Below are 24,232 nucleotides of genomic sequence, written 5' to 3'. Positions count from 1 at the left end.
CTAGAAAACTAGAAAACTAGAAAACTAGAAAACTAGAAAACTAGAAAACTAGAAAACTAGAAAACTAGAAAACTAGAAAACTAGAAAACTAGAAAACCCGCTTGAACCAAAAAAGCCCCGAGGAGTGATCCCCGAGGCTTTTCAATTTCAAAATTGGGTCGACTTATTTGTCTGATGCGTCTTCAGATGCCAATTGGCTTGCGAACCAAGCTGCGGCAACTGGGTTCACGCCACCTTTAGAAGACGCAGTCACGCCTACAGCTGGGTTTGATTGTGTTTCGATGCCAGTGCCGGCCTCAGCTGCGAGGTTTTCAAAGATTTCAACGGCTTCCGAAGTGATTGGTGTGTGGCTTTCCAGAACAACGGCTTCGATGCCTGTGTTGTCTTGTGCGAAGTGTGCTTCGACGTCTTTGGCACCAGCAAAAGCAGGAGCAGCAACAGTCAGGGCCAGGATGGATGCGATTACAGTTTTCATTTTCATATTCCTAACGGGTCTGGGTTTGTGTATTTCGGTGGAAGTCTTGTTGCTTCCGATGTTGATGATTTGGGGACGCCCTCGATCACCTTCAAGACACAGAACTGTGAGGAATGCACTTTACATGTTCATTAATGCACATCATTGCGTGCGCATCGATTTTCGTCAGTCTTTGAAATCTGGGGCTCGTTTTTGTAATCCGGCCACGACTGCTTCCATCTGGTTCGGAGTTCCAATCAAACGCCCTTGCAATTCTGATTCAATCAACAGTGTGGCGGCTTCTGATGTTAGCTCTGTTCGATTGAACAGTTCTTTGGCAGCGCGCACGGCATCTGGGCTCTTTTCTACGATGCCTTGTGCGATTTCTGTGGCTCGGGCGAGGGCATCGTCGGCGAGTTCGGTTATGAACCCCCAGCTCAGTGCATCACGAGCCGTGAATTTGTCCGCGGTGTAAGTCAGGTTTCGCACCACATCTTCACGCGCGAGGCGGCGCATTAGGGCAACGCCGCCCATATCCGGTATTAAACCCCAGCGTCCTTCCATAATGGAAAACTGACAATCGGGCGAGGCAATGCGAATATCGGCGCCCAACATGATCTGGAAGGCACCGCCGAAGGCATAACCATGCAAAGCGCAAATTACTGGCTGAGGCAGACTGCGCCAAACGGTGGTCACATGTTGAAAGAGATTGGCATCGCCATGGCTGCGTTTCATGATGCCGCCGTTTTGAGTGACGTATTGTGCAAGCTTGGGTATTTCGTTTAGATCAAGCCCAGCCGAGAATGCATTGCCTTCGCCATGCAATATCACCGCCCGAATATCGTTGCGGCTCGCAAGGGACGCGCCGGTGTCGCTGATCTCTTCCAGCATTTGCAGATCAAGGGCGTTGCGCTTTTCCGGGCGTGATAGGGCTACAAACGCGATTTGGTTGGCTTCTGTAACAGTGACACGCGCATTCATTTGGGGGTCACCGCCATCATTGTGCCCAGTAAGACAGCGATCAGCGTCTCGGTGTCGCCACTTTGTGCAAATACCTTTGCTTCTGCAACGGTAAGGCTGCGGCCCGATTTTATGACGGATCCACGCGCGACCAAACTGGTTCCTCGGGCAGGGGCTAAAAGGTGGATTTTCATTTCAGTTGTAAGGACATCATATCCTTCAGCCATTAAGCTTTGTGCCGCGAAACCTGCTGCGCTGTCGCCAATCGCAAAAGCCAGACCAGCATGGGCAAACCCTTGTTGTTGGCTGACTTCTGGGCGGATACGCGCGGTGATTTCGCAAAAACCTGGCTTAAGAACCTCCATTTGCGCTTTGAGGGTCTCCATCATGCCTTGGGCTGCAAAGCCATTGCGTGCTCGATCAACGGCACCCGCGTACCTAAACGTATAATCCATTGGCTGACCTCTTGTTGTGTCGGGTTACAGCCATTCTGGCACATTTCTTAAGGATATCGGTGAATTCCGTAACGTTCACTTAAGGCGGATGCAGCAGTTGCAACTGATTAAGCGTCATTGTAATCAAATTACAGGTTGATGAGTGATTGTTATGTTAAACGGCTACCTCCATCTCATTTGGGTTGAATTCTGCAGGGCGTTTATGTGCGCTCTCAACTGGAATTGCATGTTTTTGACATGGCTGATCCTGTTCGCGACGGGACCGTTTGGAATCTATCAAGACTTATTATGGGCAAATGCGCTGGCTTTTTGGGCCATCGTTGTTCTGATGTCATCGATTATGTTATCCTTTCTACTGGGATTTGCATCTGTGGCTTTGCCCAATTGCCCGTATTGGGCCCGCCGCGTACTGGGCGGGTTGATTTTTGCCGGCGGGATCATACCGTTTAGCAGCTGGGTTTATCAGGCCTTTTGTAATGACTCGTCACTGATTTCGCCTCGGATGCCGATGTTGTATATTTTCGCGTTTTGCGTTGCGATGTTGGTGTTCGCGGTCATTGGTGTGATTCAAGTCGCGAAACCCGAGGAAAGCCAGCGAGCTGATCAGGTGCAGTCTGAACATAAATCTGAGGTTGCCCCCGAAATTCGTTTGTTGGAACGCGTGGCAAAAGCCGATCGTGGGATGCTTATTCGTGTGTCCGTCGACGATCATTTCGTTCAGGTTTATACAGATAAGGGGATGTCGCGTTTGCGCATGCGTTTACGTGATGCCCTAAATGAGGTTCCTGAAGGTATGGGATTGTCGGTGCATCGGTCACATTGGGTTATGCGTGATAGCGTGGTGCGAGCCGAAAAGATCGGAGCAAAAACCACACTTTTCCTTAAGGACGGCACATCTGTTCCTGTCAGTCGAACTGCGATGGCGAAGGTGAAGGCCGAAGGTTGGTTATGAGTTCGGCAGGCGCGGAGTTAATGACCGAATGAGATTTTGAACCGCTGTGGGCAGCGATGTGTCAGCAGTTTCAGGGGCATCATCCAAAGCGCTGTCGATATCTTTCACCAAAATTGCGATGGTGTTATCAGGCGTATGACCGTCGCGCGCAAATTCAATTTCGTCAAAGCCACTTGCCAGCCAGTTTTGGCCTGAAGATGTGTGAATGAGGTCGAGCAGGGCGCGTTCATCTATTCCGGTTTGATCGGCCCAATCCAGTACCAGACGTGTCATAGCGGTCGAAGATGCTGCCAGCAGGTTATTCAAAACCTTCGCGGACATGCCTGCGCCGAACGCGCCCATATGATGGAAGTGAGATCCCATGTGTTTTAGTAAAGGTTGGAGCGCTCCTATATCGGTGTCAGCCCCACCCAACATGAATGAAAGACGTGCTTCCTGAGCTGCAATTGCAGCGCCAGACATTGGTGCGTCCACAAGGGCAATGCGCGTGGGTATGCGGTCACGTAACCCCCGGACATAGCGTGGTGATAACGTCGAGCAGACTGCTACCCGTTCAAGGTGTGGTGCGCGCGTGATGAAGGATTGATCTAAAAAAAGAACCTCATCCGTTTGTGCGATGTCGCGAACCACGGTGAACAAAGTGGATAGATCGGCGGCAAAAACATCAGGATCATTGGTCATGACGTCAGACAATGGGCCAAACTCTTGAGGGGAGCGTATGTCAAAGCCACGAACGGGCAAGCCCGCACGCCGAAGTGCGGCTAACATTGGCGCTCCCATGCGTCCGCATCCTACGATTCCTATTGTCATCAGTGAACGATCTTTTCTTCTTTAACGAACATATTGGCCCAAGCCCGATCAATGAGGGCAGGGGACATTTGGTATGGTATGCCCTCAAACTCGCAGATCGAAATCATCTGATCAATGAGAAACACGGGCTGATAGTTCGCATATATGTTGTCGATCGTCGGGTATTTCTTTTTGAGGAGATGCACGAGAGATGCTTCGTCCAATGGCATTTTCTTTTTCCGAGCCACCAGCGCAAAAATCTTTAAGAAGTCTTCTTGGGTTGGGCCGTCGATTTTGATCTTAAAGAAGATCCGGCGCAATGCCGCCTTATCGAAAATCTCGTTTGGGTGGAAATTGGTCGAAAAGATAACCAAAGTGTCGAAAGGCACTTCGAATTTTTCACCCGATTGTAGCGCCAGAATATCTTTGTTTTCTTCCAGCGGAACAATCCAGCGGTTCACCAAGGATTGCGGTGGTTCGGCTTGACGGCCAAGGTCGTCCACGATGAAAACACCGCCCGTGGATTTCAACTGTAACGGGGCTTGATAGGTGCGCGCCGTTGGGTTGTACACAAGGTCAAGCATGGACAGGGACAACTCGCCGCCAGTGATCACTGTGGGGCGCTCACATAAGACATAACGCGTGTCAAACCGGCCAGATGTACGGCGCAGAGAGTTCGGATCGTCAACCTGTTCTTCGGCCTCGGAATGTACGATTGGATCGTAAACCGTGATAACCTGGCCCGCATATTCGATGGCGCGCGGAATGTATATTTTGTCACCAAGTGCGTCGCGGATACCGTTTGAAATGGATGATTTTCCGTTTCCTGGGGGGCCATACATCAGAATGGAACGCCCAGATCCGACAGCAGGCCCCAAATGGTCAAGCAACTCGTCTGGCAAAATCAAATGCCCCATGGCATCTATCAATTTCTTGCGGGTGATCTGGATGTCGCGAATGGACTGGCGCTTAATTTGTTCGCGGTAAACATCCAGCGGCACAGGCATTGCGCCGAAATATTCCGATTGTGTCAAAGCGTCTGCCGCCCGTGCCTTGCCCAGATCCGTCAGCTGGTATCCCATTTCGGTTCCACCACTGGCGTGCATGGTGCCGGTTGCTTCTATCAGGCGTTGATCACGCCCTAAATCCACAAGCTGTTGGGTGACAGGAACGGGCAGGCAGATGGCCTTCGCGATTTCGCTGACCTGTTCGCAGTTTTTGCGAAACATCGTCTTAAGCATGATGTCCCGCATCATCACTGGGGGCAATTGCATCGCATCCAGCGTGCGCGGAGAAGGCGGAGGCGTGACGCCTGGCCCAGGTGTATGCGTGTTCATTTTTCGGCCTCTTGAGCATCATAAGCTGTTGGGAAGGCGTAACGTTGATACTGGTAACGGTTTAGTCTTAAGGTATGTTGAAAACGGCCTTTGGCGTCGTATTCTTGGTTTGGGGCGTGACCTAATCACAGCCCTTGGCGAAGGGCCATAGCCAAATATATGACCATCGCCATGCCCAAGGCTAACCCCATTGGAAATTTATGTTCTGACCAACTTTTCCACTCGGGGGTTAACATTTGAATGCGAGGGAACATACGCAGAGCACGATGACCAAAAAACGCGGCCAACAGTGACGCTGCGAGAATGCCCAAGAACAGTACCAGATCACCATAAGCGATGAATGGGGCCATTGCTGCGCAAAACTTGGCATCTCCACCACCCAATTGCCCGGTCGCATTCAGGATGAAACCAGCAAGTAAGATCACGGCGAAATGCACAAGCCGCCACAGATAAGTGTCAAACCCCAAGGCAATCGGCCCCAAAACGAGGAAAACCGCCAACATAGCTAAGACCAAAACGTTTGGGATCTTCATGAACTTCATGTCGTTCCACGCCACAAACAGGCAAATGGGAAGGACAAAGGGCAGAAACCAAAGGGCCGCGTAATAAGTTGTTTCCATGTCTGGTCGCCTAGAGTTAGTTGGAATTATCAAGCGCGCGCAAGCTACGTACGGCGGCGTCGAAATGCTGGGGATGACTGTTGATCGCTTCTTCCAGAAGGCCGCGTCCAATGGAAACATCACCTTGTTTAATCGCAGAAAGCGCGATGGTGTGCAGTAGCATGGCCCGTTCCGTTTGAGACATGTTTACAACGGGAAGGTCATAGTTACGCTGTGCCGCGCGGGCCAAAACCAGGTTGTTTTTGGTCGTGAATAAGTTGCGGTCAAAGGTAAGGGCGCGTTGGAACATTTTCTCAGCGTCGTTGAACTTGCCTCGAGTCAGCTTCGAATAACCCCAATTGTTGTAGACGGCACCGGGCTGTGTCGTGAGGCCCGCAGCGGTTTCATAAAAGCTGTCAGCGCGATCCCAATCTTGGTTACTATCAGCAACCATAGCTTCTAAGCGATAGCGCCTATAGGTCTCATGGGTGGGGATAACTGTGTTCAACACGGCTTCGGCTTCATCCCAGGCGTTGGTGCGGATCAGCGCCTCGGCAAGGTTAACCTTATCTTCTGACGTGGCCTCTGGATGGGCAACGACGTCGCGCCAAACTTTAACCGCGTCATTGGGGTTTCCGGCTCGAATGAGGGACTTAGCAAGCCCGCGTTTCACGTCGATACGATCCGGGTTGGCAGCAGCCGTCCGGGCGAAATAGCTGACCGCCTCGTTGGGGTCGGCTGCATTTAACATAACGTCGTTGAGGTTGCTTTCATCGATGACGTTTAGTTCAGATAGGGCGCGTTCGACTTCGACCTCACCAGATTTTTGGCATGCTGACAGCATAAGCCCCGACAGGCAGAGAGTAATAAGTATGGTTTGGCGCATTTTAGCGTCCTTTTTTCTGCTCATTTATGAGGGGGACAGCAGAAGATAGCTTCCATTGCCCCGCCCAATCAGGTCGAATGACCCAGCGTCTGTGTCTTTATATTCCAAGTTGTCGTTTTTTGCGATAGCACCGCGTAGGTTGTCACGAATTGAGTCACTTTCGCCACTGTCCAATGCGTAAGCGCGTTGAAAAATAAGGACGGCTTCGGCGGTTTTATTGCGTTCCATCAGTACAACACCAAGATTGTTCCAGGCGGCGGGAAAGTCAGGGCCGGTTGAAACCGCATCACGAAGGGTTTCTTCGGCCTGCCCAAGTCGCCCCAATTTCAGCTGAGCCGATCCAATGGCGGATAGGGTGTCTGGGTTTAACCCGTGTTGACCGGCCGCCCTGTAATAAGCATCAAGTGCTAGAGCATATTCCTGAGCTGTCATTAAGCGGTGACCCACAAGAAGGGTATCGACCGTGGTCGATGCATTGCGCGGGGCGCGTGGGGGAAAGGGCCCAGTGCCCTGTGGTGCAAAACATGCGCCTAGGGGCAGTAGCAAGGTAACTGAAAACCCTACGACACGAAGCTGCTTGGCAAACCCGGTTGAAGAAAGCGCCATTAGCCCTGCCCACCAAGCAGCTCAACGATGCCATAAACTGAAGGGCCAATCAGGATGATCAACAGGGGCGGAACCGTGAGCATCATAGTGGCGAGGGTCATCTTCGTCGGAAGTTTATTCGCTTGTTCTTCGGCACGCATCACGCGCTTGTCGCGCATCTCAGCCGCGTATACACGCAACGCGTCGGCGATGGATGTGCCAAATGTTTGGGACTGAATAAGCACGGTTACGAAGCTTGAAACATCTTGCACGCCCGCGCGTTCTGACATGTCGCGCAACACTTGGGTTTTGTCTTTCCCTGCCTTCATCTCATGAGACACCATTGCAAATTCATCCGCCAAGGCGGGGAAACCTGCGCGTATTTCGGCGGCGACGCGAATGATAGATTGGTCCAATGATTGCCCTGCTTCGACGCAGACCAGCATCATATCCAGCGCGTCGGGAAAGCCGTTTATGATTTCTTCTTGGCGTTGCGCGACCCGGCGTGTGACCCAGTATTTGGGCGCCATATATCCGATCATGCCAGGCACCATGATGGTCAAAACCATGGTTTGCGTATCGACATCGCCCTTTGACTGCTTGAGAAGCGCCATAACTACGCCAACAGCAAGCAACCCAAGACCGAGAGCAAATTGCGCGAAGTGATACGTGCGAACCGCTTGTTTGGAAGGATACCCTGCTTGAAGCAGTTTTAGGCGGACCGCAGAAAACTCTTCTTCGTCTTGGGGTTCCAGAAAGTTTGAATATTTCTCAAGCTTGTCTGCCTTGCTATTGTGGCGCAACCGTTGATCTTTTGAAACTGTCTTGGCTTTCGTTTCGCGGCGTAGCTTGTCTAGTGGATCTTCCTTTTGGGCAAGCATCGCGGGCAATACGGCAAGAATAAGAACCAGTCCCACGACCCCCAGTGCGATCAATGGGCCAAGTTCACCAAAGTAATCGATCAACAGGTTATTAACAGATTCGAGCATATCGAAATTTCCATTCGGAACAGTAATTTAAACTTTGATGTCGACCAAGGCGCGCATCACGATGACGTTGACCGTTAGAAAGGCCGCAACCACGAGGCAAGCCGGGATGAACACGGGCGTGTCCATCACTTCGTCATAGTAGTCGGGTTTAAGTATATTAATGACAAGAAGTGCACCAAGGGGGAAGCCAGAGAGAAACATACCAGACCATTTTGCTTCGGCGGTGATGGCTTTGACGCGGCGAAACAGTTTGAAGCGCGAGCGGATAACAAGGGACAAACCATGAAGAATTTCGGCTAGATTACCACCGGCCTGCTGCTGGATTGTCACCGCGACTGCCAGAAAGCGAAGATCCTGCATATCAAGGCGTTCAGCCATATCTTTAAGGGCATCGCCGACGTCGCGCCCGTAGGCTGCTTCGTCAGAGATCACGCCAATTTCTGATGCCAGCGGATCAGGCACTTCGTTCGAAACGATTGTCAGCGCTGATGTGAACGGGTGCCCGACACGTAGGCTTCGCACCATCAAGTCAACGGCTTCGGGCAGTTGTTCTTCGATCATGGCAAGGCGCTTTTTGGCCTTTCCGTTGATCCAAAAGTAGACACCAGCGACGCCCATAATTGCAGAAATTCCGAGACGTAATCCAGGGGCTGTGCTGGTACCAAAGGTTAAGCCAACCCAGGCGACGACCGCGAGAACGCCCATCATCATGAGCAATTGCACGGGGGTGAAGGCGATGTTGGCCTTTTGGGCTTTCTGCGCCAACAGTGAATAAAGCGGGATTGAATTGAACTTTAGATGCTGTTCCATCTCCTTTCGGAGTTGGTCGAGAACCTGTTCGCGTCCTTCGCCTTTTTCTAACATTTCCAAACGGCGATTGACCTTGCTGTTCAGGCTGATGGATTTCCCAAATACTGTGAGGTAGATACCCTCAACCAGCAGGATAACACCGATAAAAACAAGGCCATAAATGATGAGTTCTGGATCAATTGACATAGGTTACTCTGCGGCGATGGGTTCGAATATGGAAGTGGGAAGATCATAGCCCCACATGCGGAATCTCTCTGAGAAGTGAGAGCGCACGCCGGTGGCGGTAAAATGTCCAATGATTTTATTATCGGAGGTGAGGCCCACGCGCTGATAACGGAACACTTCCTGTAGCGAGATTACATCGCCTTCCATCCCCGTGATTTCGGTGATGGAGGTCATGCGACGTGACCCATCTTGCAGGCGCGAGGCTTGCACAATCAGGTTCACCGCAGATGAAATTTGGTTTCGTACGGCCTTCAGCGGCATCTCGATCCCGGCCATTGCGATCATGTTTTCCAGGCGCGAAATGCCATCGCGGGCAGAGTTGGCGTGAATCGTTGTCATAGAGCCATCGTGGCCAGTGTTCATGGCTTGCAGCATGTCAATAACTTCTTCGCCACGCGTTTCCCCCACGATAATGCGATCCGGTCGCATCCGTAGTGCGTTTTTCAGGCAATCGCGTGGGGATACTTCGCCTTTTCCTTCAACGTTGGGTGGGCGACTTTCCATGCGCCCGACGTGAAGCTGTTGCAGTTGAAGTTCCGCCGTGTCTTCGATTGTTAGGATACGTTCTGAATTGTCGATGAAAGACGACAAGGCGTTCAAGGTCGTGGTTTTACCTGACCCGGTACCACCAGACACGATTATGTTGAGACGTGTGGATACGGCGGCTTGCAAATAGGCGGCCATTTCTTCGGTGAAGGCCCCAAAATTCACGAGATCATCAATGCCGAGCTTGTCTTTCTTGAACTTACGAATAGAGACCAATGACCCATCAACTGCGACGGGCGGGACCATAGCGTTGAAACGCGAACCATCTTGTAGGCGCGCATCGACATAGGGATTTGATTCATCCACGCGGCGGCCAACGGCGGACACAATTTTGTCGATGATGCGCAGCAGATGTCGTTCATCTTTGAAGGTGACGGTCGACAGCTCAAGTTTTCCGTCACGCTCGACAAACACCTGTTGTGGACCGTTGACCAAAATATCGTTTATGGTGTCGTCTTTCAGAAGCGGCTCAAGCGGGCCAAGACCGGTAACTTCGTCAAACAGTTCTTGGTTCAGAGTGTTGCGTTCCTCGCGGTTGAGAACAACGCCCATCTCTTCGAGCGCCTCAGAGGCAATGGAGACAATTTCCTGGCGCAGATCCGTTTCCGTGGCATTTTCAAGTGCGGCCAAGTTGAGGTTGTCTAGCAATTCACGATGGAGCGCAGATTTGATTTCCCCTAAGCGCTGTTTGCGCTTTTTTGCCTTGTCCTCTGTTGGGGATTGGCTGGCTTTGGGGGCCTCTGCGCGGCGAACGACTTTGGCTTGTTCGGCTGCTGGCTGTGTCGGGTTTTCTACCGGTGCAGTCGTCGGTTTAGCTGCTGGTGTTTGCCCGGGCTTTTTATAGCGAGAGAACATAAAATTAAGTCCTTTAAGAGGCCAGCCTTAACGGCCGGTTTCAGCGGCCTGATTGACCTCATGAATGGATTGAGCGAGTTTGTGGATCTCTTTACGCATCGGGTTTTTGGCTGCTGTTTCCATCAGGGGCAATCCGTGATCACCCGATTGAACAACAGGTTTTCCCCCATCAGGAATTTGAAGTTCGATCACAATGTCTAAGCTTTCGGCTAAACGTTTCACGCGGCCCTTGCCCGTTAAGTCGGTGAACTTCGGCGCGCGGTTTAGAATGTAGCGCAGCTTCTCGTAAGGCAATTCTTCGGATTTAAGCGCGCGGATCATGCGCAACGCGTTCTGGGCGGATCTCATATCCAATTCCAAGGTCGAGAAGTATACATGCGCTTGGTGCAGGATGCTTTCCGTCCATGCGACCAAGGTTGTGGGCATGTCGATTACAATATAGTCGAAATTCGTGCGCGCAGTTTCCACCAACTTGTCGATGTCTTCCGCAGTTACGATATCCAATGGTAGGATATCTGCGGGCGCGGTCAGGACGTGTAGCTTGTCGTTGAAGGTCAAAAGCGCTTGCATGAAGCTTTCGTTATCCATGGAATTGGTGTCTGACAGTAATTCGTAAACCGCATCACGGCGGGGCAGATCTAGATACGTTGAGACGCTGCCGAATTGAAGGTCGAGATCCAAGAGGCAAACCCGCGGTGGATTTTTCTTGTCTATATTTGCAAGTTCCCATGCGAGGTTCACAGCGACAGTGGTTGCACCTGTGCCGCCAGAAATTCCATGCACAGGAAGTACGACCCCATTGCGATCCCCAGTGGCTTTCAGGGTTGAACGCATTTCTTGGGGAACTTCGGGTTCGGCTTGGGCAGGTATCTTGGGTTTGCGCAGGCGATCAATTGCATTGTGCAGTTCACCTTCGGGAAGCGGGTAGGGGATGAAATCACCGGCCCCCATGCGCAGGAGCTGATGCAGCGCAATCGGGCTTACCTCTTGCGCAATTAGGATAACGTCGATTTCTTTGGCGTTGGCAATGCCGATAAGTGCGCCGATGTCAGCCAAACGTTCCTCATCGTGATCATCAATCGCGATGGCGACGAATTCCAGCTGGCTTGCCTCGGGCTGGTCTAAGAAGGCTGCGGCATCTTCAAAGCTGAGATCCCCCCAACTTTCCCCAAGTTCACTTTCCATGTCATCGATCAACAGATCAAAGTTTTGGACATCCCTTGAAATGGTACATGCCACGATTGGGGCGGGTTCTGGCTGCAGCATTGCATTACTCGACATTTGGCTCATGGCCTCCTGATACAGGATCCCGGTTAATTTTCGGGCAATTCCTGAATATTCCTAGATTCACAGCGGCATGGACCCGGCGATTGGCGCGAATCTACGTCGTCAGGCAGCCCATTCCTGAATTTGAGGGGTAATTTGGGCAATATTGCGGCTAAAAAATCAAAATTGGATAAGTTTTGGCAACAATGTGACGATAGATATCGCAATTTGGGTGGGTGTTGTTGCATGATGCGATATTCAACACGCAAAATGAAAATGGGATGCGACAACCCCGCCGCATCCCATGAACTTAAAGTCCGCCGATTGAGCTTGCAGGCGTTGTTTCAGTGAGCGGTGAAGCACTTTGAACGTACCCCCGCCAGACAACCTGTGCGTATTTTCCATTCAAAATCGTCGGATTGTTCTGAACGAAACCAGACACACCTGTGACGGTACGGCGGTTGCGGCGTTCGCGATTCTCAGTCTGCACGAGAGGTTGGGTTTCCCCAAGTGAACTGACGGCTTCCAAGCGATTGCGATCAATGCCCTGAGCGATCAGGAAATTAACAGCAGCACGTGCACGGCGCATGCCGAGGCGGTGGTTGCTGGCGTTGCCCCCTACGAGATCCGTATGCCCGAAGACGCGAAACCTGATCTCGGGGAATTGTTTGATCCAATTGGCCTGCTGCAACAATACTTGTTTGGCTTGTGCATCCAGAGTTGCATCATTGAACGCGAAGTTGATCGTGCTTGGAACTTCGTTTTCAAATCGGTTTGCTAAGGTGACCGCAAAGTCGAGTTGACCCGTTTGGATGAGCTCATTGTTCATCCCGGCATTGCCAAAGTTGCCGCGATCAATGACGCTGCCCGCTTCCTTATAGAATTGCAGGTTTGAGCCCGGCGCACAGGCGGCAAGCCCGGCAAGGCTGGAAGCCATAATCACGGATCGCAAAACTGTTTTGCGGCGGGAGTGTGTATTGGTTTTCATGATCTTCACTCCATCACATAGCCGTAGGAGCCAGAAAAGTCCTGGCGAGAAATTTCAGCTGCCGCGCCGGTTGCTGCACGACCTTCCGAGGCAACACGGCCACGTAAGAACAGATCCGCCTCGGTTGGGGGACGAACGCGATCTGTCGGCAGGGCCAAGGCTTCGCCACGGGTTGGGCTGACCAAGTGGGCCGTGACGATAATGACAAGTTCCGATTGGTTGCGGGTGTATTCTGCAGACCGAAATAATGCGCCCAGCACTGGGATGTCACCCAACCACGGCACCTGTGAGTTCAAGTCGCGGAAATCATCCTGCAACAGGCCTGCAATCGCAAAACTTTCCCCATCGCGCATTTCCACCGTGGTGGATGTCTCGCGGCGGGTGAAGGCGGATACGTTGATGCCCCCTGTCGTGATTGAATTGGTCGGGTCAAGCGCGCTTACTGCTGCATTAAGTGTAAGATTGATGACATCTTGGTCGACCACACGCGGTGTGAAGTTCAGCTCAACACCAAATGGCTTATATTCAATCGCGATATTGCCGTTCTCTTGGGGAACGGGGATGGGGTATTCGCCACCCGCAAGGAATTTCGCCTCTTGGCCAGAAAGCGCAACAAGATTGGGTTCAGCCAAAGTGCGCACAACGCCACGACTTTCAAGCGCCTCAAGCATGACGGAGAGTTGGACATCACCGATGCCAATGGTTCCCGCAATGCCGCCGACTGAGGCCGGGTTGATGTTTAAAACTGTGGATCCGGCGCCACCAATGGCACCGGGAAGCAATGCCCCACTTCCGCCTGCACCGCTTATGGCACCATCTGAACCGCTGGTGCCCAATGTAACACCACCGTTCAATGCCTTGCGCACCGAACGCTGCATTTCGGCGAAACGCACTTTTAACATAACTTGTTGTGTGCCACCGACGCCCATCAGATTGGACACACGCCCTGGGGCGTAACGTTCTGCCAAGTCCAGCGCGCGATCAAGTCGGGCGATGGATGAAACGATGCCTGACAGCACGATGCCGTCATTTGCGGTGCGTACCTCAATCGGTTCGCCCGGCAAGATTTGCTGCAATCGTTCTTTAAATTCGGCCACATCAGGTGTGACCTGCACATCAATATTGGCCATCAACCCACCTTCGGGGGACAGCAATGTCAACGTCGTGCGACCTGGAATTTTCCCCAAAACGTACAATGTGCGTTCATTGAGTGTCGAAATCTCAGCGATGCCTGGGTTGGCCATCGCCACCTCAGAGAAGATAGCTTGGGTTTCAACGACAACCGCGCGGTTCATCGGAACCCGAAGGGTCGCGGATGTTTGGCCTTGCAGTACGCGTATCGCGCCGGGTTGGTCCTGTGCGGATGCGGATTGTAGGGAAACGGTGTGAAAACTGGTAAACGATACGGCAAGGCCAAGAAGCCCCGCTTTTAAGAAGTGTGTGTGTGTCATTGTGACCTGCCTCTCCGATCACTGCTTCGCCTGAGCATTTTTGCCCTTATTGTAGAAGAGGATGGCGGATCGAGTGAAATTTTGCAACAATTTTCAATGCGAGGGATGTTGTTGTTGATCAGGGGCAACACTCGTCTAGGGATAGTTAATATTTCAAATTTTGCGCTACATTCGGTGTGCAATAAGTGAATTACGGCGTAAATGTGGCGTAAATATGTCCGATTTGGGCTCGCGGTTGCTTTCGTTGTGTTCTTGCGGATCATCTTTTGGTTGTTATTGGGGTGGCGGCGTAAACAGATGTGAGTTGCATTTTGAGGAGGGCAGCGTACTGCCGCTGATGTGAAATTCAATGGGGAGTCAGCCCTTTGAATTTCGCCAATTTATGCTATCTAATCATCCAACCGAATATGGAGAGAATTGTCATGAGTGACACCAATGTGGGCCTGATCGGTCTGGGTACGATGGGAAGCGCATTGGCGCTTAATATCGCGGAAAAGGGCTTTAATCTGGCGGTCACGACGCTCCGACCTGAACGCGTTGACGCCTTTTTAAACGATGCAGCAGACCTGCATGGCAACATAAGTGATCATCTGACGGGTGCGAAATCCCCCGAAGAAATGGTTGCAGCTTTGACATCACCACGTTCCCTGATTTTACTGGTGCCTGCGGGCAAGGCGGTGGATGCCATTGTTGAAACATACGCGCCTTTGTTAGAACCGGGTGACACGATTATTGATGCGGGAAATGCGAATTTTCATAACACGCGCAAGCGAGCTGAACTGTTGGCTGCAAAGGGCTTGCATTTCGTTGGCATGGGCGTTTCGGGCGGCGAAGAAGGTGCGCGGCATGGCCCATCAATCATGGTCGGCGGCGCTGCGGAAAGCTTCGTGCCAATCCGCCCAATGATCGAAGCGATTTCTGCGAAGTTTGAAGGCGACCCTTGTGCTGATTGGTTGGGCCCGGATGGCGCGGGGCATTTTGTGAAAACTGTTCACAATGGCATTGAATATGCGGATATGCAGCTGATCTCTGAGGTGTATGGTCTGTTGCGGGATGGTGAAGCCGTTGCGCCAAAGGACATTGGTGTTCTGTTTGAGGGCTGGAATGCCGGTGGCCTAAGTTCATATTTGATGGAAATTAGCGCCGAGATCTTACAAACAACGGATCCCGACACTGGCGCGCCGATGGTCGATGTGATCAAAGATAAAGCCGGACAAAAAGGCACGGGACGTTGGACTGTGATCGAAGCCCTATCGTTGGGGCAATCAGCCAGCGCGATCGAGGCGGCCGTTGGTGCGCGTGGTTGGTCGGCAGATCTTGCTGCGCGGGCGCGTGGCGAAGCGCTTTTCCCAGGTGTTGGTCAGAAAGCGGTTGTGTTTGATCGCGATGATCTGGAAGCGGCATTGCTTGCGGCGCGGATCATTGCCTACGCCCAAGGTTTCCAAGTTTTGACTGCAGCATCTGAGGAATACGACTGGAATGTCGATATGGCACGCGTCGCTGAGATCTGGCGCGCAGGATGCATTATTCGGTCGGCATTGCTGGATGATATTTCCGATGCGTTCCGCGGGGACCTGCCTGATGGGCGGTTGTTGTTTGCGCCGGCATTTCATGACGCTTTGTCCAAAGGCAGTGATGCCATGCGTCGGGTGATTGCATCTGCGATTGCTCAGGGCCTGCCGGTTCCTGGGTTTTCTGCTGCATTGGCATGGTTTGACACAATGCGCCAGGCCCGCGGGACCACCAATATGGTGCAAGCGCAACGAGACTTCTTTGGGGCGCATGGGTTTGAACGTTTGGATCAATCCGGCGTGCATCATGGGCCTTGGGGCAGCTAAGCCCAGCATCATGAATAAGTGTTTAAAAATGGCCATCCCAAGGGATGGCCATTTTTTGTTCTGGCGGCTTAACCGCGAGGGCGTGGGTTCTTAACGCGCAGGGTTGGTGGGGCCTCGGTTGGATCTTCGGGCCAAGGATGCCTAGGATAACGGCCGCGCATGTCTTTGCGCACATCGGCCCAAGAGGTTTTCCAAAAATTGGGCAAATCGGATGTGACCTGCACAGGCCTGCGCGCGGGTGAGAGTAAGGTCATGCGCAGGGGCTGGGCTGGGGTGCCGACGCATGGATGCTGTGTTGTGCCAAAGACTTCTTGGATGCGCAGCTCAATGCTGGGGGTTTCACCGCTGTAATCAATCGGAATACGGTTTCCAAGCGGGCTTGTGAAATGGGCGGGCACCAGGCGATCCAGTTCCATCAATAGATGATGGGGCAGATAAGCGCGCAGAGCGTCAAAGGTTTCAAATGCGCGCAATTCGCGGCTGTTGCGCGGGATCTTGGATGCGGTGCTCAGCCAAGGCAGTAACCAAGACCCCGCGCTGTCAAATAGGGCGTCATCGGAAAGATCAGGGCAACCGGGCTGACCAGACATCAAACGGGCGCGCGAGAGAAATAAGTGGGATTTCTTCGAAAACGCTGGGCGGAGATCCTGCCAACCTTCCAAGGCCGCCGTCGCGATGGCATCTGTTGGCACATCTTTCCAGATCTGGTCAGACAGAGTGATGGCCCCAAGGCGGGTTTGATCACGGGATAGAATGCGGTCCTCACGCCGCGACCAGAGACAAGATTGCACCTGTGTTATGTTGCCGGAATACAGGGCCCGCACTTCGCTTTCAGAAATCGCCACGGCTAACCGCACACGGGCTTCTCGGGGGTCGACGTCTAGATCGGTTGCCACAATGAGACGTTGTCCCGCCAGCGGGTCTTCAGGTTTCATGATGGCGCCTTTGCCGCCGCTCATTAAGAAGCGCGGGTCGTCACCTGGGCGACGCAATGCGATACGATCAGGATAAGCGAGGGCGGCCATCCCAGCGATGCTATGGGACTGCGCTTGGGGATGTTTCGCACAGAGCCGGCTGAGGCGCTTGACCTCGTCCTTGATGCGAGACAGGGCACCGTGATCCAGTTGAAACCCATGATCCGACAGAAAATCTTTCGTATGTGTGATCGCAGACACGCGAAGGGAAAGGTCAGCAGGTGCTGTGCGCGGTAAAGGATCGCGATCCGCAAGGAGTGCCGCCAATGGGGCCGCAGCTGGGCCACATAAAACAAGCATATGTGCAAGACGCGGATGCAGGGGAAGGGCGGCCAAGGCGCGACCATGTGGGGTGATCATCCCCTTTGGGTCCAAGGCACCAAGCGATTGTAATAAACTGCGCGCAGCGTCCCACATGCCCGGATCAGGCGGGGTCAGAAAGGCGAGATCATCGGGGCTGGTTGCGCCCCATAAGGCCAGCTCAAGGATTAAGCCGCATAGATCGGTGCTTTCGATTTCCGAGGGCGGGAAGGCCGCAAGAGCCCCTTCTTCGCCTTTTGTCCAAAGTCGATAACACACACCAGGGGTGAGACGGCCCGCGCGGCCTTGGCGCTGCGTGGCTTCTGCTTTGCTGACACGTTCCGTCACGAGGCGAGACATGCCAGACCCTGCATCAAACCTTGACCGTCGGGCGCGTCCGGCGTCCACAACGATACGAATGCCATCAATGGTTAGAGATGTTTCCGCGATTGAGGTGGCCAGCACGACCTTGCGCCCTGACGCGATGGGTCGGATTGCTGCGCGCTGGGCCTTGATATCCATCGCGCCGAACAGAGGGTGCAATTGCACGTCAGGCGGAAGCTTCCCTTTTAGCAAAGTTTCGGTGCGGCGGATTTCGCCTTCACCGGGCAGAAACGCCAGAAGGCTTCCCTCTTCTTTGTTCAAAGCTTCCAGTATCAATGCGGCTGTCGCGTCTTCCAACCATTGTTTGGGGGCACGCGGTTTGGCAAGCCATCGGGTTTCAACCGGAAAGGCACGACCTTCTGATGTGATCACGGGCGCATCGCCTAGCAGTTTGGCGACGGGTTCGGCGTCGAGTGTCGCGGACATGACCAGCAACAACAAATCCTCGCGCAAGGCCGAACGGACCTCACAGGTCAGCGCGAGACCAAGGTCAGCATTAAGGGAGCGTTCGTGAAATTCATCGAAGATCACGCAGCTGACACCGGTCAGCTCGGGATCACTTTGGATCATCCGGGTGAGAATGCCCTCGGTCACGACTTCAATGCGGGTGTGAGGTGAGGTACAGCTTTCCCCGCGCATCCGAAAGCCAACGGTCTGGCCTGGTTTCTCGCCCAACATGTCGGCCATTCTTGTGGCAGCGGCACGGGTCGCAAGGCGGCGCGGCTCTAGCATTAAGATACGGCCAGGGGCAGGGATGATATCCAGCAGGGCCAAGGGGACCTTTGTGGTTTTACCAGCACCTGGGGGGGCTTGTAAAACGGCCTGCCCATGGGTGGAAAGGGCCTGCAATAGATCAGGCAGGGCATCATCAATAGGAAGGGCGAATTTTGTCGTCATGATGGCTTATTGCCGCAGCAGGCGGGTGGGATCAAGCTTGTGTGTTGCAGAGGTGATTGTCATAAATGTCAAAAGACAGAACACATAGGGATGCGCCGATGGATTTTGCTGAAACGGCAGGTCGGATTATTGCTGGGGAACGACGGGCTTTGGCGCGGGCGATTACGCTTGTGGAAAGCCGCAGGTCGGATCATCGGGCGCAGGCACAGGATTTGTTGTCGGCTCTGCGCGAAGGTGCTGGGCAGCGGCAGGCGTTGCGTATCGGCATGTCAGGCACGCCGGGGGTTGGGAAATCCAGCTTTATCGAAAGTTTCGGCCTTATGTTAACCGGGCAGGGCTTGAAGGTTGCTGTGTTGGCGGTTGACCCGTCATCGGCGCGATCGGGTGGGTCTATATTGGGCGATAAAACCCGGATGGAACGCCTATCGCGTGACCGAAACGCGTTCATCAGGCCATCCCCCAGCCAAACGGAACTTGGTGGCGTTGCACGGCGTACCCGCGAGGCAGTGACATTGTGTGAGGCCGCAGGTTTTGACGTGATCTTGATCGAGACTGTGGGAGTAGGGCAATCGGAAACCACCGTCGCGGAAATGTCTGACCTGTTTATCTTGTTGATGGCCCCAGCCGGTGGGGACGAGTTGCAGGGCGTCAAACGGGGCATCATGGAAATTGCAGACATGATTCTTGTGAATAAAGCTGACGGGGCGCTGAAAGATGTCGCAACGCGGACATGCGCGGATTATGCCGGGGCGCTGCATCTGATGCGCAAGCGGGCCTATGATCCGGCCGGTTTTCCAAAGGCAACGACGGTGTCTGCTTGGGAAGGCAATGGCCTACAAGAGGCGTGGGACGACATGGAAAGCTTGGCGGCTTGGCGCAAGTCGGAAGGCCATTGGGCGCGGCGGCGTGCTGATCAAGCCCGATACTGGTTCGAAGAAGAAGTACGCTTGGCACTTTTGGCGCGACTGCATGAGGACAGCCAAATTTCAGCACGTATGGCTGATCTTGGGGATGCCGTTGCGGCGGGGCAGGTGACCGTGGCGGAGGCGTCGCAAAAAATCATGAAGTTGCTGTAATCCCGAGCATTGGGCGAGCATTGGGATGGTCAGCGGGGGATGATCTATGTTCTGTATCGGTCACCTGAAAATTGTACATGTGGTGGTTTAGGCAAAGGCGTCTGATATATTGCAGCTATCTGATCGGAAGCTGCATGGAACGGTTGACGCCCCCTGCGATTCCACGTATTAGCCAGCAAATGAATTTATAGGCACGGAGATTCCGCGGCCTCAACAGATCGCGGGCGGCCCGTCGCCCCTCTAAGACAAGGAAGTCGCATATGTCGCGCCGTTGCGAATTGACCGGAAAAGGCCCAATGACTGGCAACAATGTCAGCCATGCTAACAACAAAACACGTCGTCGGTTCTTGCCGAACTTGAATGATGTGACTTTGCAGTCTGAAACGCTGGATCGTGGCTTTCGCCTGCGCATTTCAGCTGCTGCTTTGCGCACCGTTGATCACCGCGGTGGTTTGGACGCATTCATGGCAAAAGCAAAAGATGCTGAACTTTCAAGCACAGCTTTGAAAATCAAGAAAGACATCGCTAAGGCGCAAGCCGCAGTCTGATCTTTCTCTGCATGTTAAACGAATTGGGCCCTGTCAGAAATGACGGGGCTTTTCGTTTTTCGGCGACTGGGGTGTTGTCCGGGGCGTGATCTTGTCACATGGGGTTCACCTATGGGGGAATCCGGTTTATGACCGGGGCATGAAACGCAATACTCGCGCCATCTTTGCATATCTTCTGTCTGCGCTGATCATCATGACCAGTGGCACAATGGCGGTTGCGCGTGGGCATACGATGGCTGCGGGGCAAATTGTTATTTGCACCGGTTATGGGATGAAGTTGATTACGGTTGATTCCGATAATCAGCCCGTCGGTCCAGTACAATATTGCCCGGATTGTGCGTTGTCATTCATGGATCTGGTGTCTGGTGACGCCCCAAGCGTACAACGCCCATCACATGTTCTTAAAACCTTATTCCTGGCCTCTGCATCGACGGGGCAATGTCAGATTTTTGGCGTGCAGCAACAGGCCCGCGCCCCACCACATTCAGTGTGAACCGCTTCCAATACATTGGGCGACTGCCCGTAACACACTGAAAGATATGACATGAAACTGAAATCTATTCTTGGCGCGGCTGCGCTTATTCTGACTGCCATTCCTGCATTTGCCGATGACATTATGGTGCATGACGCTTATGCGCGCTCTGCCAGTCCATCTGCCATGGCGGGCGGTGCTTTTATGGCGATTATGAACCATAGCGACACAGATGACCGCCTGATCGAAGTGCGCTCCGACGTGGCGAAACGTGTTGAATTGCACACGCATATTGATGCTGGTGACGGCGTGATGCAGATGCGTAGGGTTGAAGACGGCTTTGCTATCGCAGCCGGTGAAACCCATATGCTGCAACGTGGTGGGGATCATGTGATGTTTATGGGGTTGAACCAAAGCTTTGTGCAGGGCGATATGTTGCCCGTGACCTTGGTCTTTGAAAACGCAGGTGAGGTCGAAATCGAGATCCCTGTAGATCTTGAGCGCCAAGCTGAAATGGGTGACATGTCACACGGCGATCACAGCAACTGATTATATACAGCCGGGGTTCGGTTTTCGGACCCCGGCGACCGGAGAAATAATGCGCATCCTATTTGTTTGTCACGGAAACACCTGCCGTTCACCCGCTGCTGAAGCTGTGGTGCGCGGCTTGGCTGCTGATGCGGGTCTCGGATTGCAGATAGACAGCGCCGGCATCTCGGCTGACCGTTTGGGTGCCCCCGCAACGCCTGAAATGCGCCAGCTGGCTGATTCGGCTGGGTATGACATGACCAAGGCGTTCGCGCGCAAAATATCGACGATGGATTACGATGCGTTCGACCTATTGATCGCGATGGATAAATCAGTCGTTGCGGTTTTGAAAGCTGATCAACCGATTTCAAGTCGTGCGCAAGTTATTGGTTTTATGGATTATACTGGGGGCGAGGGGCCAAGCGAGATCGCAGACCCATGGCATACCCACGATTATCCGGCAGCGTTTGATTTGATACAAACCGCTGCCAGAGCATTCATTGCGACATTGGTTGCGGATCAGCCGCGACAGTAAACTTCTGCGGTGCGGCCAAAGTTTTTATAGCGCTGCCAGAATGTTTCGTGGCTGGATCGATCTGATTGGCGAATTTCCTGCGCTTTATGTGGGTCGCGAAAGAACGATGCAGCCATAGATTGATCGCTTCGGCTTTCCAACGTTAAGTCGGCAACGTCTTGGATGCAGCCACAGAGTTGACGGTTGGCCGCACTGCGATCAGATGAGTTACACGCGTTTTCAATCGTACCAGCAAAAGAGGATACGGAAGACGCAAGAGTGGCGACAAGCACCAAGGGAAGAAGTCGTTTCATTTTATGCCTCATTGTTTACACGCGGGGCTTATGCCCTCTGGGATATGTGCAAAGCCTTTAGAAAATATGACTTAATCTTGTGGATAATTCAATCCACTTCGTTTTTGCGCCGGTGTTCAGTGGCCAAATTGTGCCGAAAACGCCGACTTAGTGGATGTTTTTACGTAAGATTTCTAGGTGCTTCGGAAGTTGGCGACTGTCAAATTCGCTTTCGCGCACAAGGCTGTCAAAGTGGTTGCGAATCGAATCTACCCGCTCCTTATCTCGGAAGGCGAGGTAGCTTTGGCCAAGATAGATCACTGCTTGAAGGGGGCCGAACACGGTGATTGGGGCTGAGAACAATTTCTTGCTGTCGAACAAGTAGATGCGGAGTTTCGGGTAAAATTGTTCATGGAGTTCAAGGATACGGTCGATCTGATTGATGCGATGTGCAGCGGGCAATCCGTGATAGTACCCTTCGGCGCGGGCGAAGCTCGTCAGTTCAGTCACGGGCATTGCGATCTCGAAATCTGAAAGATCGTCCCGCATCAATTGCAGCCGGTCTTCTGCGGCGCCAATCGCCTGGCGGGCCGTTCGTGCAAGCTGCGGGGCATATTCCCAGCGCAGCATTTCATGGGTTTTTAACACATCAGGTATTGTGGCCGGGACATGGCAGATTTTGTAACCCGCCGCTGCTTGGTGCCAGGCTAGGATTTGTTCATCCACCATAGCGCGGGGGGCGGCTGTCATTTGCACAGTTGCGGCCAATAGATCTGCGGTACGTTCAGGGCGGTCTGTTAGGCCCAACAACCAATCGGCTGAAACACCAAGGGCAGACGCAGATTCTGCCACCACTTGGGCATTTGGCAGGCGCGGGCTATCCCCACTAAGAAGCTGTGAGATTGTTGAACGATCGACGCCAACGGCCAATGCCAAACTGCTGCGATTTAACGCCGTGAGTGACAACGCTTGGGTAAGGCGTTGTCGAAAAAGAACTGCACGATCACGTTTGTCCAATTTATTCGGCATAGTTGAATTTTTTCACATTTGTTTAGTATTGTTTACCAATCACCTGATACCAGACTTCTTGATTTCCCGTTAGCTGTTCTGGGAACTTAGCAGGTCGGTCATAATGGACACCCCAAAACGAACTTGGACAAAAGCGATTTTATGGCAAGTCATGGGGCTGATCACCATGATGGGGGTCGGGTATTTTTTCACAGGGTCCGCGATGGTTGGAGGTGCGATGGCCTTGGTCAATACGCTCATCGGTTTGACGGCTTACATTCTGTTTGAACGTGTGTGGAACAAGATAAATTGGGGACGTATCCCTTTTGAAAGACAGGATTAGATGGAAAAAAGACGCCAAGGTTATGCCGTTGTGGAGTGGCCCACATTCACCTTGATTCTGCTGTGCTACGCGGTGTGGGCCGTTGGCACCACTTGGCTGGCAGATCTTTGGATGCCATTGGGATTTGTCGCCACGATGTTGGCGATCACGTTGCATTCATCTTTGCAACATGAGGTTTTACATGGGCATCCGTTCGCCAATCGCCACTTGTCCGAGGTATTGGTTTTTCCAGCGCTTGGGCTGTGCATTCCGTACCTGAGGTTCCGGGACACCCATCTAGCACATCACCAAGATTCGATTTTGACAGACCCATATGATGATCCCGAAAGTAATTTCCAGGATCCAGAAGTTTGGGCAAAGCTGTCCAAATGGAAGCAGGTGATATTGAACATAAACAATACATTGGCTGGGCGGTTGGTCTTGGGCCCCCTGATTTCAATTGTCACTTTCAGTGGGTCCGACATGGCGGCGATACGTGCAGGGAACCGTGCGGCATTGGTGGGTTGGCTTCTGCACATTCCCGGCGTTGCTTTGGTCGTTGGCTGGCTGGTGGCATATGGGCAAATGCCTGGTTGGATCTATGTTCTGGCCGCCTATTGTGGTTTGGCGATTTTGAAGATTCGCACCTTTCTTGAACACCAAGCTCATGAACGTGCGCGTGCGCGAACTGTAATCATTGAGGACCGCGGGCCGTTGGCCTTTTTGTTTTTAAACAATAACCTACATGTGGTGCACCATATGCATCCTGCCGTGCCTTGGTATCGGTTATGGGACTATTACAGAAAGAACAAAGACAAGTACCTAGCGCGCAATGATGGGTATGTATATTCATCCTATGCAGAGATCTTCCGGCGATATTTCTTTAAACGCAAAGACCCAGTTCCGCACCCGTTGTGGCGCAAGGGGTAAG

26 protein-coding genes are annotated in these 24,232 nt (G+C 52.8%); 9 read left to right on the top strand and 17 right to left on the bottom strand.

Annotated features, from left to right (window positions below):
• Positions 1–163 precede the first annotated feature (163 nt).
• The 3 genes from RJ38_RS03585 to RJ38_RS03575 form a co-directional block, all read right to left on the bottom strand.
• On the bottom strand, positions 164–475 hold the full coding sequence (locus RJ38_RS03585) for a hypothetical protein (protein WP_039017519.1): 312 nt from the start codon (positions 473–475) through the stop codon (positions 164–166).
• 165 nt (positions 476–640) lie between these two features.
• Positions 641–1,435, bottom strand: a complete 795-nt coding sequence (locus RJ38_RS03580) for a crotonase/enoyl-CoA hydratase family protein (protein WP_039017518.1) — start codon at positions 1,433–1,435, stop codon at positions 641–643.
• The gene (locus tag RJ38_RS03575) at positions 1,432–1,869 is read right to left on the bottom strand and encodes a PaaI family thioesterase (RefSeq protein WP_039017517.1); all 438 of its coding nucleotides are present in this window, start codon (positions 1,867–1,869) and stop codon (positions 1,432–1,434) included. The genes RJ38_RS03580 and RJ38_RS03575 overlap by 4 nt, the downstream gene beginning before the upstream one ends.
• 202 nt (positions 1,870–2,071) lie before the next feature.
• Between RJ38_RS03575 and RJ38_RS17985 the strand changes: the two genes are divergently transcribed.
• Positions 2,072–2,821: a LytTR family DNA-binding domain-containing protein gene (locus tag RJ38_RS17985; RefSeq protein WP_162183546.1), complete on the top strand. Its 750-nt coding sequence runs from the start codon at positions 2,072–2,074 to the stop codon at positions 2,819–2,821.
• Here RJ38_RS17985 and RJ38_RS03565 read toward each other — a convergent pair.
• The 11 genes from RJ38_RS03565 to RJ38_RS03515 form a co-directional block, all read right to left on the bottom strand.
• Complete coding sequence (locus RJ38_RS03565) at positions 2,816–3,631, bottom strand: NAD(P)-dependent oxidoreductase (protein ID WP_082005615.1); 816 nt, start codon at positions 3,629–3,631, stop codon at positions 2,816–2,818. The two genes, RJ38_RS17985 and RJ38_RS03565, sit on opposite strands and share 6 nt — an antisense overlap.
• Positions 3,631–4,947 (bottom strand): ATPase, encoded by a 1,317-nt coding sequence (locus RJ38_RS03560; RefSeq protein ID WP_039017515.1) that lies wholly within the window; start codon positions 4,945–4,947, stop codon positions 3,631–3,633. The genes RJ38_RS03565 and RJ38_RS03560 overlap by 1 nt, the downstream gene beginning before the upstream one ends.
• A gap of 125 nt (positions 4,948–5,072) precedes the next feature.
• Entirely contained in the window at positions 5,073–5,567 is a 495-nt protein-coding gene (locus RJ38_RS03555; protein WP_039017514.1) for an A24 family peptidase, read from the bottom strand.
• A 16-nt stretch (positions 5,568–5,583) separates the two neighbouring features.
• A complete protein-coding gene (locus RJ38_RS03550; protein WP_039017535.1) occupies positions 5,584–6,432 on the bottom strand; it encodes a tetratricopeptide repeat protein in 849 nt (282 codons plus the stop codon).
• A gap of 24 nt (positions 6,433–6,456) precedes the next feature.
• Positions 6,457–7,038: a tetratricopeptide repeat protein gene (locus tag RJ38_RS03545; protein WP_052245168.1), complete on the bottom strand. Its 582-nt coding sequence runs from the start codon at positions 7,036–7,038 to the stop codon at positions 6,457–6,459.
• On the bottom strand, positions 7,038–8,006 hold the full coding sequence (locus RJ38_RS03540; RefSeq protein ID WP_039017513.1) for a type II secretion system F family protein: 969 nt from the start codon (positions 8,004–8,006) through the stop codon (positions 7,038–7,040). The genes RJ38_RS03545 and RJ38_RS03540 overlap by 1 nt, the downstream gene beginning before the upstream one ends.
• Positions 8,007–8,033: 27 nt before the next feature.
• On the bottom strand, positions 8,034–9,002 hold the full coding sequence (locus tag RJ38_RS03535) for a type II secretion system F family protein (protein ID WP_202903859.1): 969 nt from the start codon (positions 9,000–9,002) through the stop codon (positions 8,034–8,036).
• 3 nt (positions 9,003–9,005) lie between these two features.
• Positions 9,006–10,442, bottom strand: a complete 1,437-nt coding sequence (locus tag RJ38_RS03530) for a TadA family conjugal transfer-associated ATPase (RefSeq protein WP_039017512.1) — start codon at positions 10,440–10,442, stop codon at positions 9,006–9,008.
• Positions 10,443–10,469: 27 nt separating this feature from the next.
• Positions 10,470–11,723 (bottom strand): CpaE/TadZ family protein, encoded by a 1,254-nt coding sequence (locus tag RJ38_RS03525; protein ID WP_039017532.1) that lies wholly within the window; start codon positions 11,721–11,723, stop codon positions 10,470–10,472.
• A 295-nt stretch (positions 11,724–12,018) separates the two neighbouring features.
• Positions 12,019–12,696: an OmpA family protein gene (locus tag RJ38_RS03520; RefSeq protein WP_082005614.1), complete on the bottom strand. Its 678-nt coding sequence runs from the start codon at positions 12,694–12,696 to the stop codon at positions 12,019–12,021.
• A gap of 5 nt (positions 12,697–12,701) precedes the next feature.
• Positions 12,702–14,147 (bottom strand): type II and III secretion system protein family protein, encoded by a 1,446-nt coding sequence (locus RJ38_RS03515; RefSeq protein WP_039017511.1) that lies wholly within the window; start codon positions 14,145–14,147, stop codon positions 12,702–12,704.
• A gap of 422 nt (positions 14,148–14,569) precedes the next feature.
• Here RJ38_RS03515 and gndA point away from each other — a divergent pair, with 422 nt between their 5' ends.
• A complete protein-coding gene (gndA, locus tag RJ38_RS03510) occupies positions 14,570–15,985 on the top strand; it encodes an NADP-dependent phosphogluconate dehydrogenase (protein ID WP_039017510.1) in 1,416 nt (471 codons plus the stop codon).
• A 68-nt stretch (positions 15,986–16,053) separates the two neighbouring features.
• Here gndA and hrpB read toward each other — a convergent pair whose 3' ends face one another.
• Positions 16,054–18,540: an ATP-dependent helicase HrpB gene (gene hrpB, locus RJ38_RS03505; protein WP_039017509.1), complete on the bottom strand. Its 2,487-nt coding sequence runs from the start codon at positions 18,538–18,540 to the stop codon at positions 16,054–16,056.
• A 98-nt stretch (positions 18,541–18,638) separates the two neighbouring features.
• Here hrpB and meaB point away from each other — a divergent pair, with 98 nt between their 5' ends.
• The 5 genes from meaB to RJ38_RS03480 all read left to right on the top strand — a co-directional run bounded on the left by meaB (position 18,639) and on the right by RJ38_RS03480 (position 21,699).
• A complete protein-coding gene (gene meaB / locus RJ38_RS03500) occupies positions 18,639–19,616 on the top strand; it encodes a methylmalonyl Co-A mutase-associated GTPase MeaB (RefSeq protein WP_039017508.1) in 978 nt (325 codons plus the stop codon).
• 260 nt (positions 19,617–19,876) lie between these two features.
• Positions 19,877–20,164 (top strand): 50S ribosomal protein L28, encoded by a 288-nt coding sequence (gene rpmB, locus RJ38_RS03495; RefSeq protein WP_039017507.1) that lies wholly within the window; start codon positions 19,877–19,879, stop codon positions 20,162–20,164.
• A gap of 139 nt (positions 20,165–20,303) precedes the next feature.
• Complete coding sequence (locus RJ38_RS17980; protein ID WP_052245167.1) at positions 20,304–20,657, top strand: hypothetical protein; 354 nt, start codon at positions 20,304–20,306, stop codon at positions 20,655–20,657.
• A 51-nt stretch (positions 20,658–20,708) separates the two neighbouring features.
• Positions 20,709–21,185: a copper chaperone PCu(A)C gene (locus RJ38_RS03485; RefSeq protein ID WP_039017506.1), complete on the top strand. Its 477-nt coding sequence runs from the start codon at positions 20,709–20,711 to the stop codon at positions 21,183–21,185.
• A 49-nt stretch (positions 21,186–21,234) separates the two neighbouring features.
• Positions 21,235–21,699: a low molecular weight protein-tyrosine-phosphatase gene (locus tag RJ38_RS03480; protein ID WP_039017505.1), complete on the top strand. Its 465-nt coding sequence runs from the start codon at positions 21,235–21,237 to the stop codon at positions 21,697–21,699.
• Here RJ38_RS03480 and RJ38_RS03475 read toward each other — a convergent pair.
• Both RJ38_RS03475 and RJ38_RS03470 read right to left on the bottom strand, forming a co-directional pair.
• Positions 21,684–21,992, bottom strand: a complete 309-nt coding sequence (locus RJ38_RS03475) for a hypothetical protein (protein ID WP_052245166.1) — start codon at positions 21,990–21,992, stop codon at positions 21,684–21,686. The genes RJ38_RS03480 and RJ38_RS03475 overlap by 16 nt on opposite strands.
• 147 nt (positions 21,993–22,139) lie before the next feature.
• The gene (locus RJ38_RS03470) at positions 22,140–23,000 is read right to left on the bottom strand and encodes a helix-turn-helix domain-containing protein (protein WP_039017503.1); all 861 of its coding nucleotides are present in this window, start codon (positions 22,998–23,000) and stop codon (positions 22,140–22,142) included.
• Positions 23,001–23,103: 103 nt separating this feature from the next.
• On the opposite strand from RJ38_RS03470, the gene RJ38_RS03465 reads away from it, so the two are divergent.
• Both RJ38_RS03465 and RJ38_RS03460 read left to right on the top strand, forming a co-directional pair.
• Positions 23,104–23,322 (top strand): DUF2061 domain-containing protein, encoded by a 219-nt coding sequence (locus RJ38_RS03465; protein ID WP_039017502.1) that lies wholly within the window; start codon positions 23,104–23,106, stop codon positions 23,320–23,322.
• The gene (locus RJ38_RS03460; protein WP_039017501.1) at positions 23,323–24,231 is read left to right on the top strand and encodes a fatty acid desaturase; all 909 of its coding nucleotides are present in this window, start codon (positions 23,323–23,325) and stop codon (positions 24,229–24,231) included.
• Position 24,232 lies beyond the last annotated feature (1 nt).

It is taken from the genome of Halocynthiibacter namhaensis (assembly GCF_000812685.1).
Classification (GTDB): domain Bacteria; phylum Pseudomonadota; class Alphaproteobacteria; order Rhodobacterales; family Rhodobacteraceae; genus Halocynthiibacter; species Halocynthiibacter namhaensis.
Note: the sequence above shows the minus strand (reverse complement) of the source record. Positions and strands in the feature narration are given on the sequence as shown.

Coding starts and splice junctions, on each gene's coding strand:
- RJ38_RS03585 (WP_039017519.1), bottom strand. CDS start 475: ATGAAAACTGTAATCGCATCCATCCTGGCCCTGACTGTTGCTGCTCCT.
- RJ38_RS03580 (WP_039017518.1), bottom strand. CDS start 1,435: ATGAATGCGCGTGTCACTGTTACAGAAGCCAACCAAATCGCGTTTGTA.
- RJ38_RS03575 (WP_039017517.1), bottom strand. CDS start 1,869: ATGGATTATACGTTTAGGTACGCGGGTGCCGTTGATCGAGCACGCAAT.
- RJ38_RS17985 (WP_162183546.1), top strand. CDS start 2,072: ATGTGCGCTCTCAACTGGAATTGCATGTTTTTGACATGGCTGATCCTG.
- RJ38_RS03565 (WP_082005615.1), bottom strand. CDS start 3,631: ATGACAATAGGAATCGTAGGATGCGGACGCATGGGAGCGCCAATGTTA.
- RJ38_RS03560 (WP_039017515.1), bottom strand. CDS start 4,947: ATGAACACGCATACACCTGGGCCAGGCGTCACGCCTCCGCCTTCTCCG.
- RJ38_RS03555 (WP_039017514.1), bottom strand. CDS start 5,567: ATGGAAACAACTTATTACGCGGCCCTTTGGTTTCTGCCCTTTGTCCTT.
- RJ38_RS03550 (WP_039017535.1), bottom strand. CDS start 6,432: ATGCGCCAAACCATACTTATTACTCTCTGCCTGTCGGGGCTTATGCTG.
- RJ38_RS03545 (WP_052245168.1), bottom strand. CDS start 7,038: ATGGCGCTTTCTTCAACCGGGTTTGCCAAGCAGCTTCGTGTCGTAGGG.
- RJ38_RS03540 (WP_039017513.1), bottom strand. CDS start 8,006: ATGCTCGAATCTGTTAATAACCTGTTGATCGATTACTTTGGTGAACTT.
- RJ38_RS03535 (WP_202903859.1), bottom strand. CDS start 9,002: ATGTCAATTGATCCAGAACTCATCATTTATGGCCTTGTTTTTATCGGT.
- RJ38_RS03530 (WP_039017512.1), bottom strand. CDS start 10,442: ATGTTCTCTCGCTATAAAAAGCCCGGGCAAACACCAGCAGCTAAACCG.
- RJ38_RS03525 (WP_039017532.1), bottom strand. CDS start 11,723: ATGTCGAGTAATGCAATGCTGCAGCCAGAACCCGCCCCAATCGTGGCA.
- RJ38_RS03520 (WP_082005614.1), bottom strand. CDS start 12,696: ATGAAAACCAATACACACTCCCGCCGCAAAACAGTTTTGCGATCCGTG.
- RJ38_RS03515 (WP_039017511.1), bottom strand. CDS start 14,147: ATGACACACACACACTTCTTAAAAGCGGGGCTTCTTGGCCTTGCCGTA.
- gndA (WP_039017510.1), top strand. CDS start 14,570: ATGAGTGACACCAATGTGGGCCTGATCGGTCTGGGTACGATGGGAAGC.
- hrpB (WP_039017509.1), bottom strand. CDS start 18,540: ATGACGACAAAATTCGCCCTTCCTATTGATGATGCCCTGCCTGATCTA.
- meaB (WP_039017508.1), top strand. CDS start 18,639: ATGGATTTTGCTGAAACGGCAGGTCGGATTATTGCTGGGGAACGACGG.
- rpmB (WP_039017507.1), top strand. CDS start 19,877: ATGTCGCGCCGTTGCGAATTGACCGGAAAAGGCCCAATGACTGGCAAC.
- RJ38_RS17980 (WP_052245167.1), top strand. CDS start 20,304: ATGAAACGCAATACTCGCGCCATCTTTGCATATCTTCTGTCTGCGCTG.
- RJ38_RS03485 (WP_039017506.1), top strand. CDS start 20,709: ATGAAACTGAAATCTATTCTTGGCGCGGCTGCGCTTATTCTGACTGCC.
- RJ38_RS03480 (WP_039017505.1), top strand. CDS start 21,235: ATGCGCATCCTATTTGTTTGTCACGGAAACACCTGCCGTTCACCCGCT.
- RJ38_RS03475 (WP_052245166.1), bottom strand. CDS start 21,992: ATGAAACGACTTCTTCCCTTGGTGCTTGTCGCCACTCTTGCGTCTTCC.
- RJ38_RS03470 (WP_039017503.1), bottom strand. CDS start 23,000: ATGCCGAATAAATTGGACAAACGTGATCGTGCAGTTCTTTTTCGACAA.
- RJ38_RS03465 (WP_039017502.1), top strand. CDS start 23,104: ATGGACACCCCAAAACGAACTTGGACAAAAGCGATTTTATGGCAAGTC.
- RJ38_RS03460 (WP_039017501.1), top strand. CDS start 23,323: ATGGAAAAAAGACGCCAAGGTTATGCCGTTGTGGAGTGGCCCACATTC.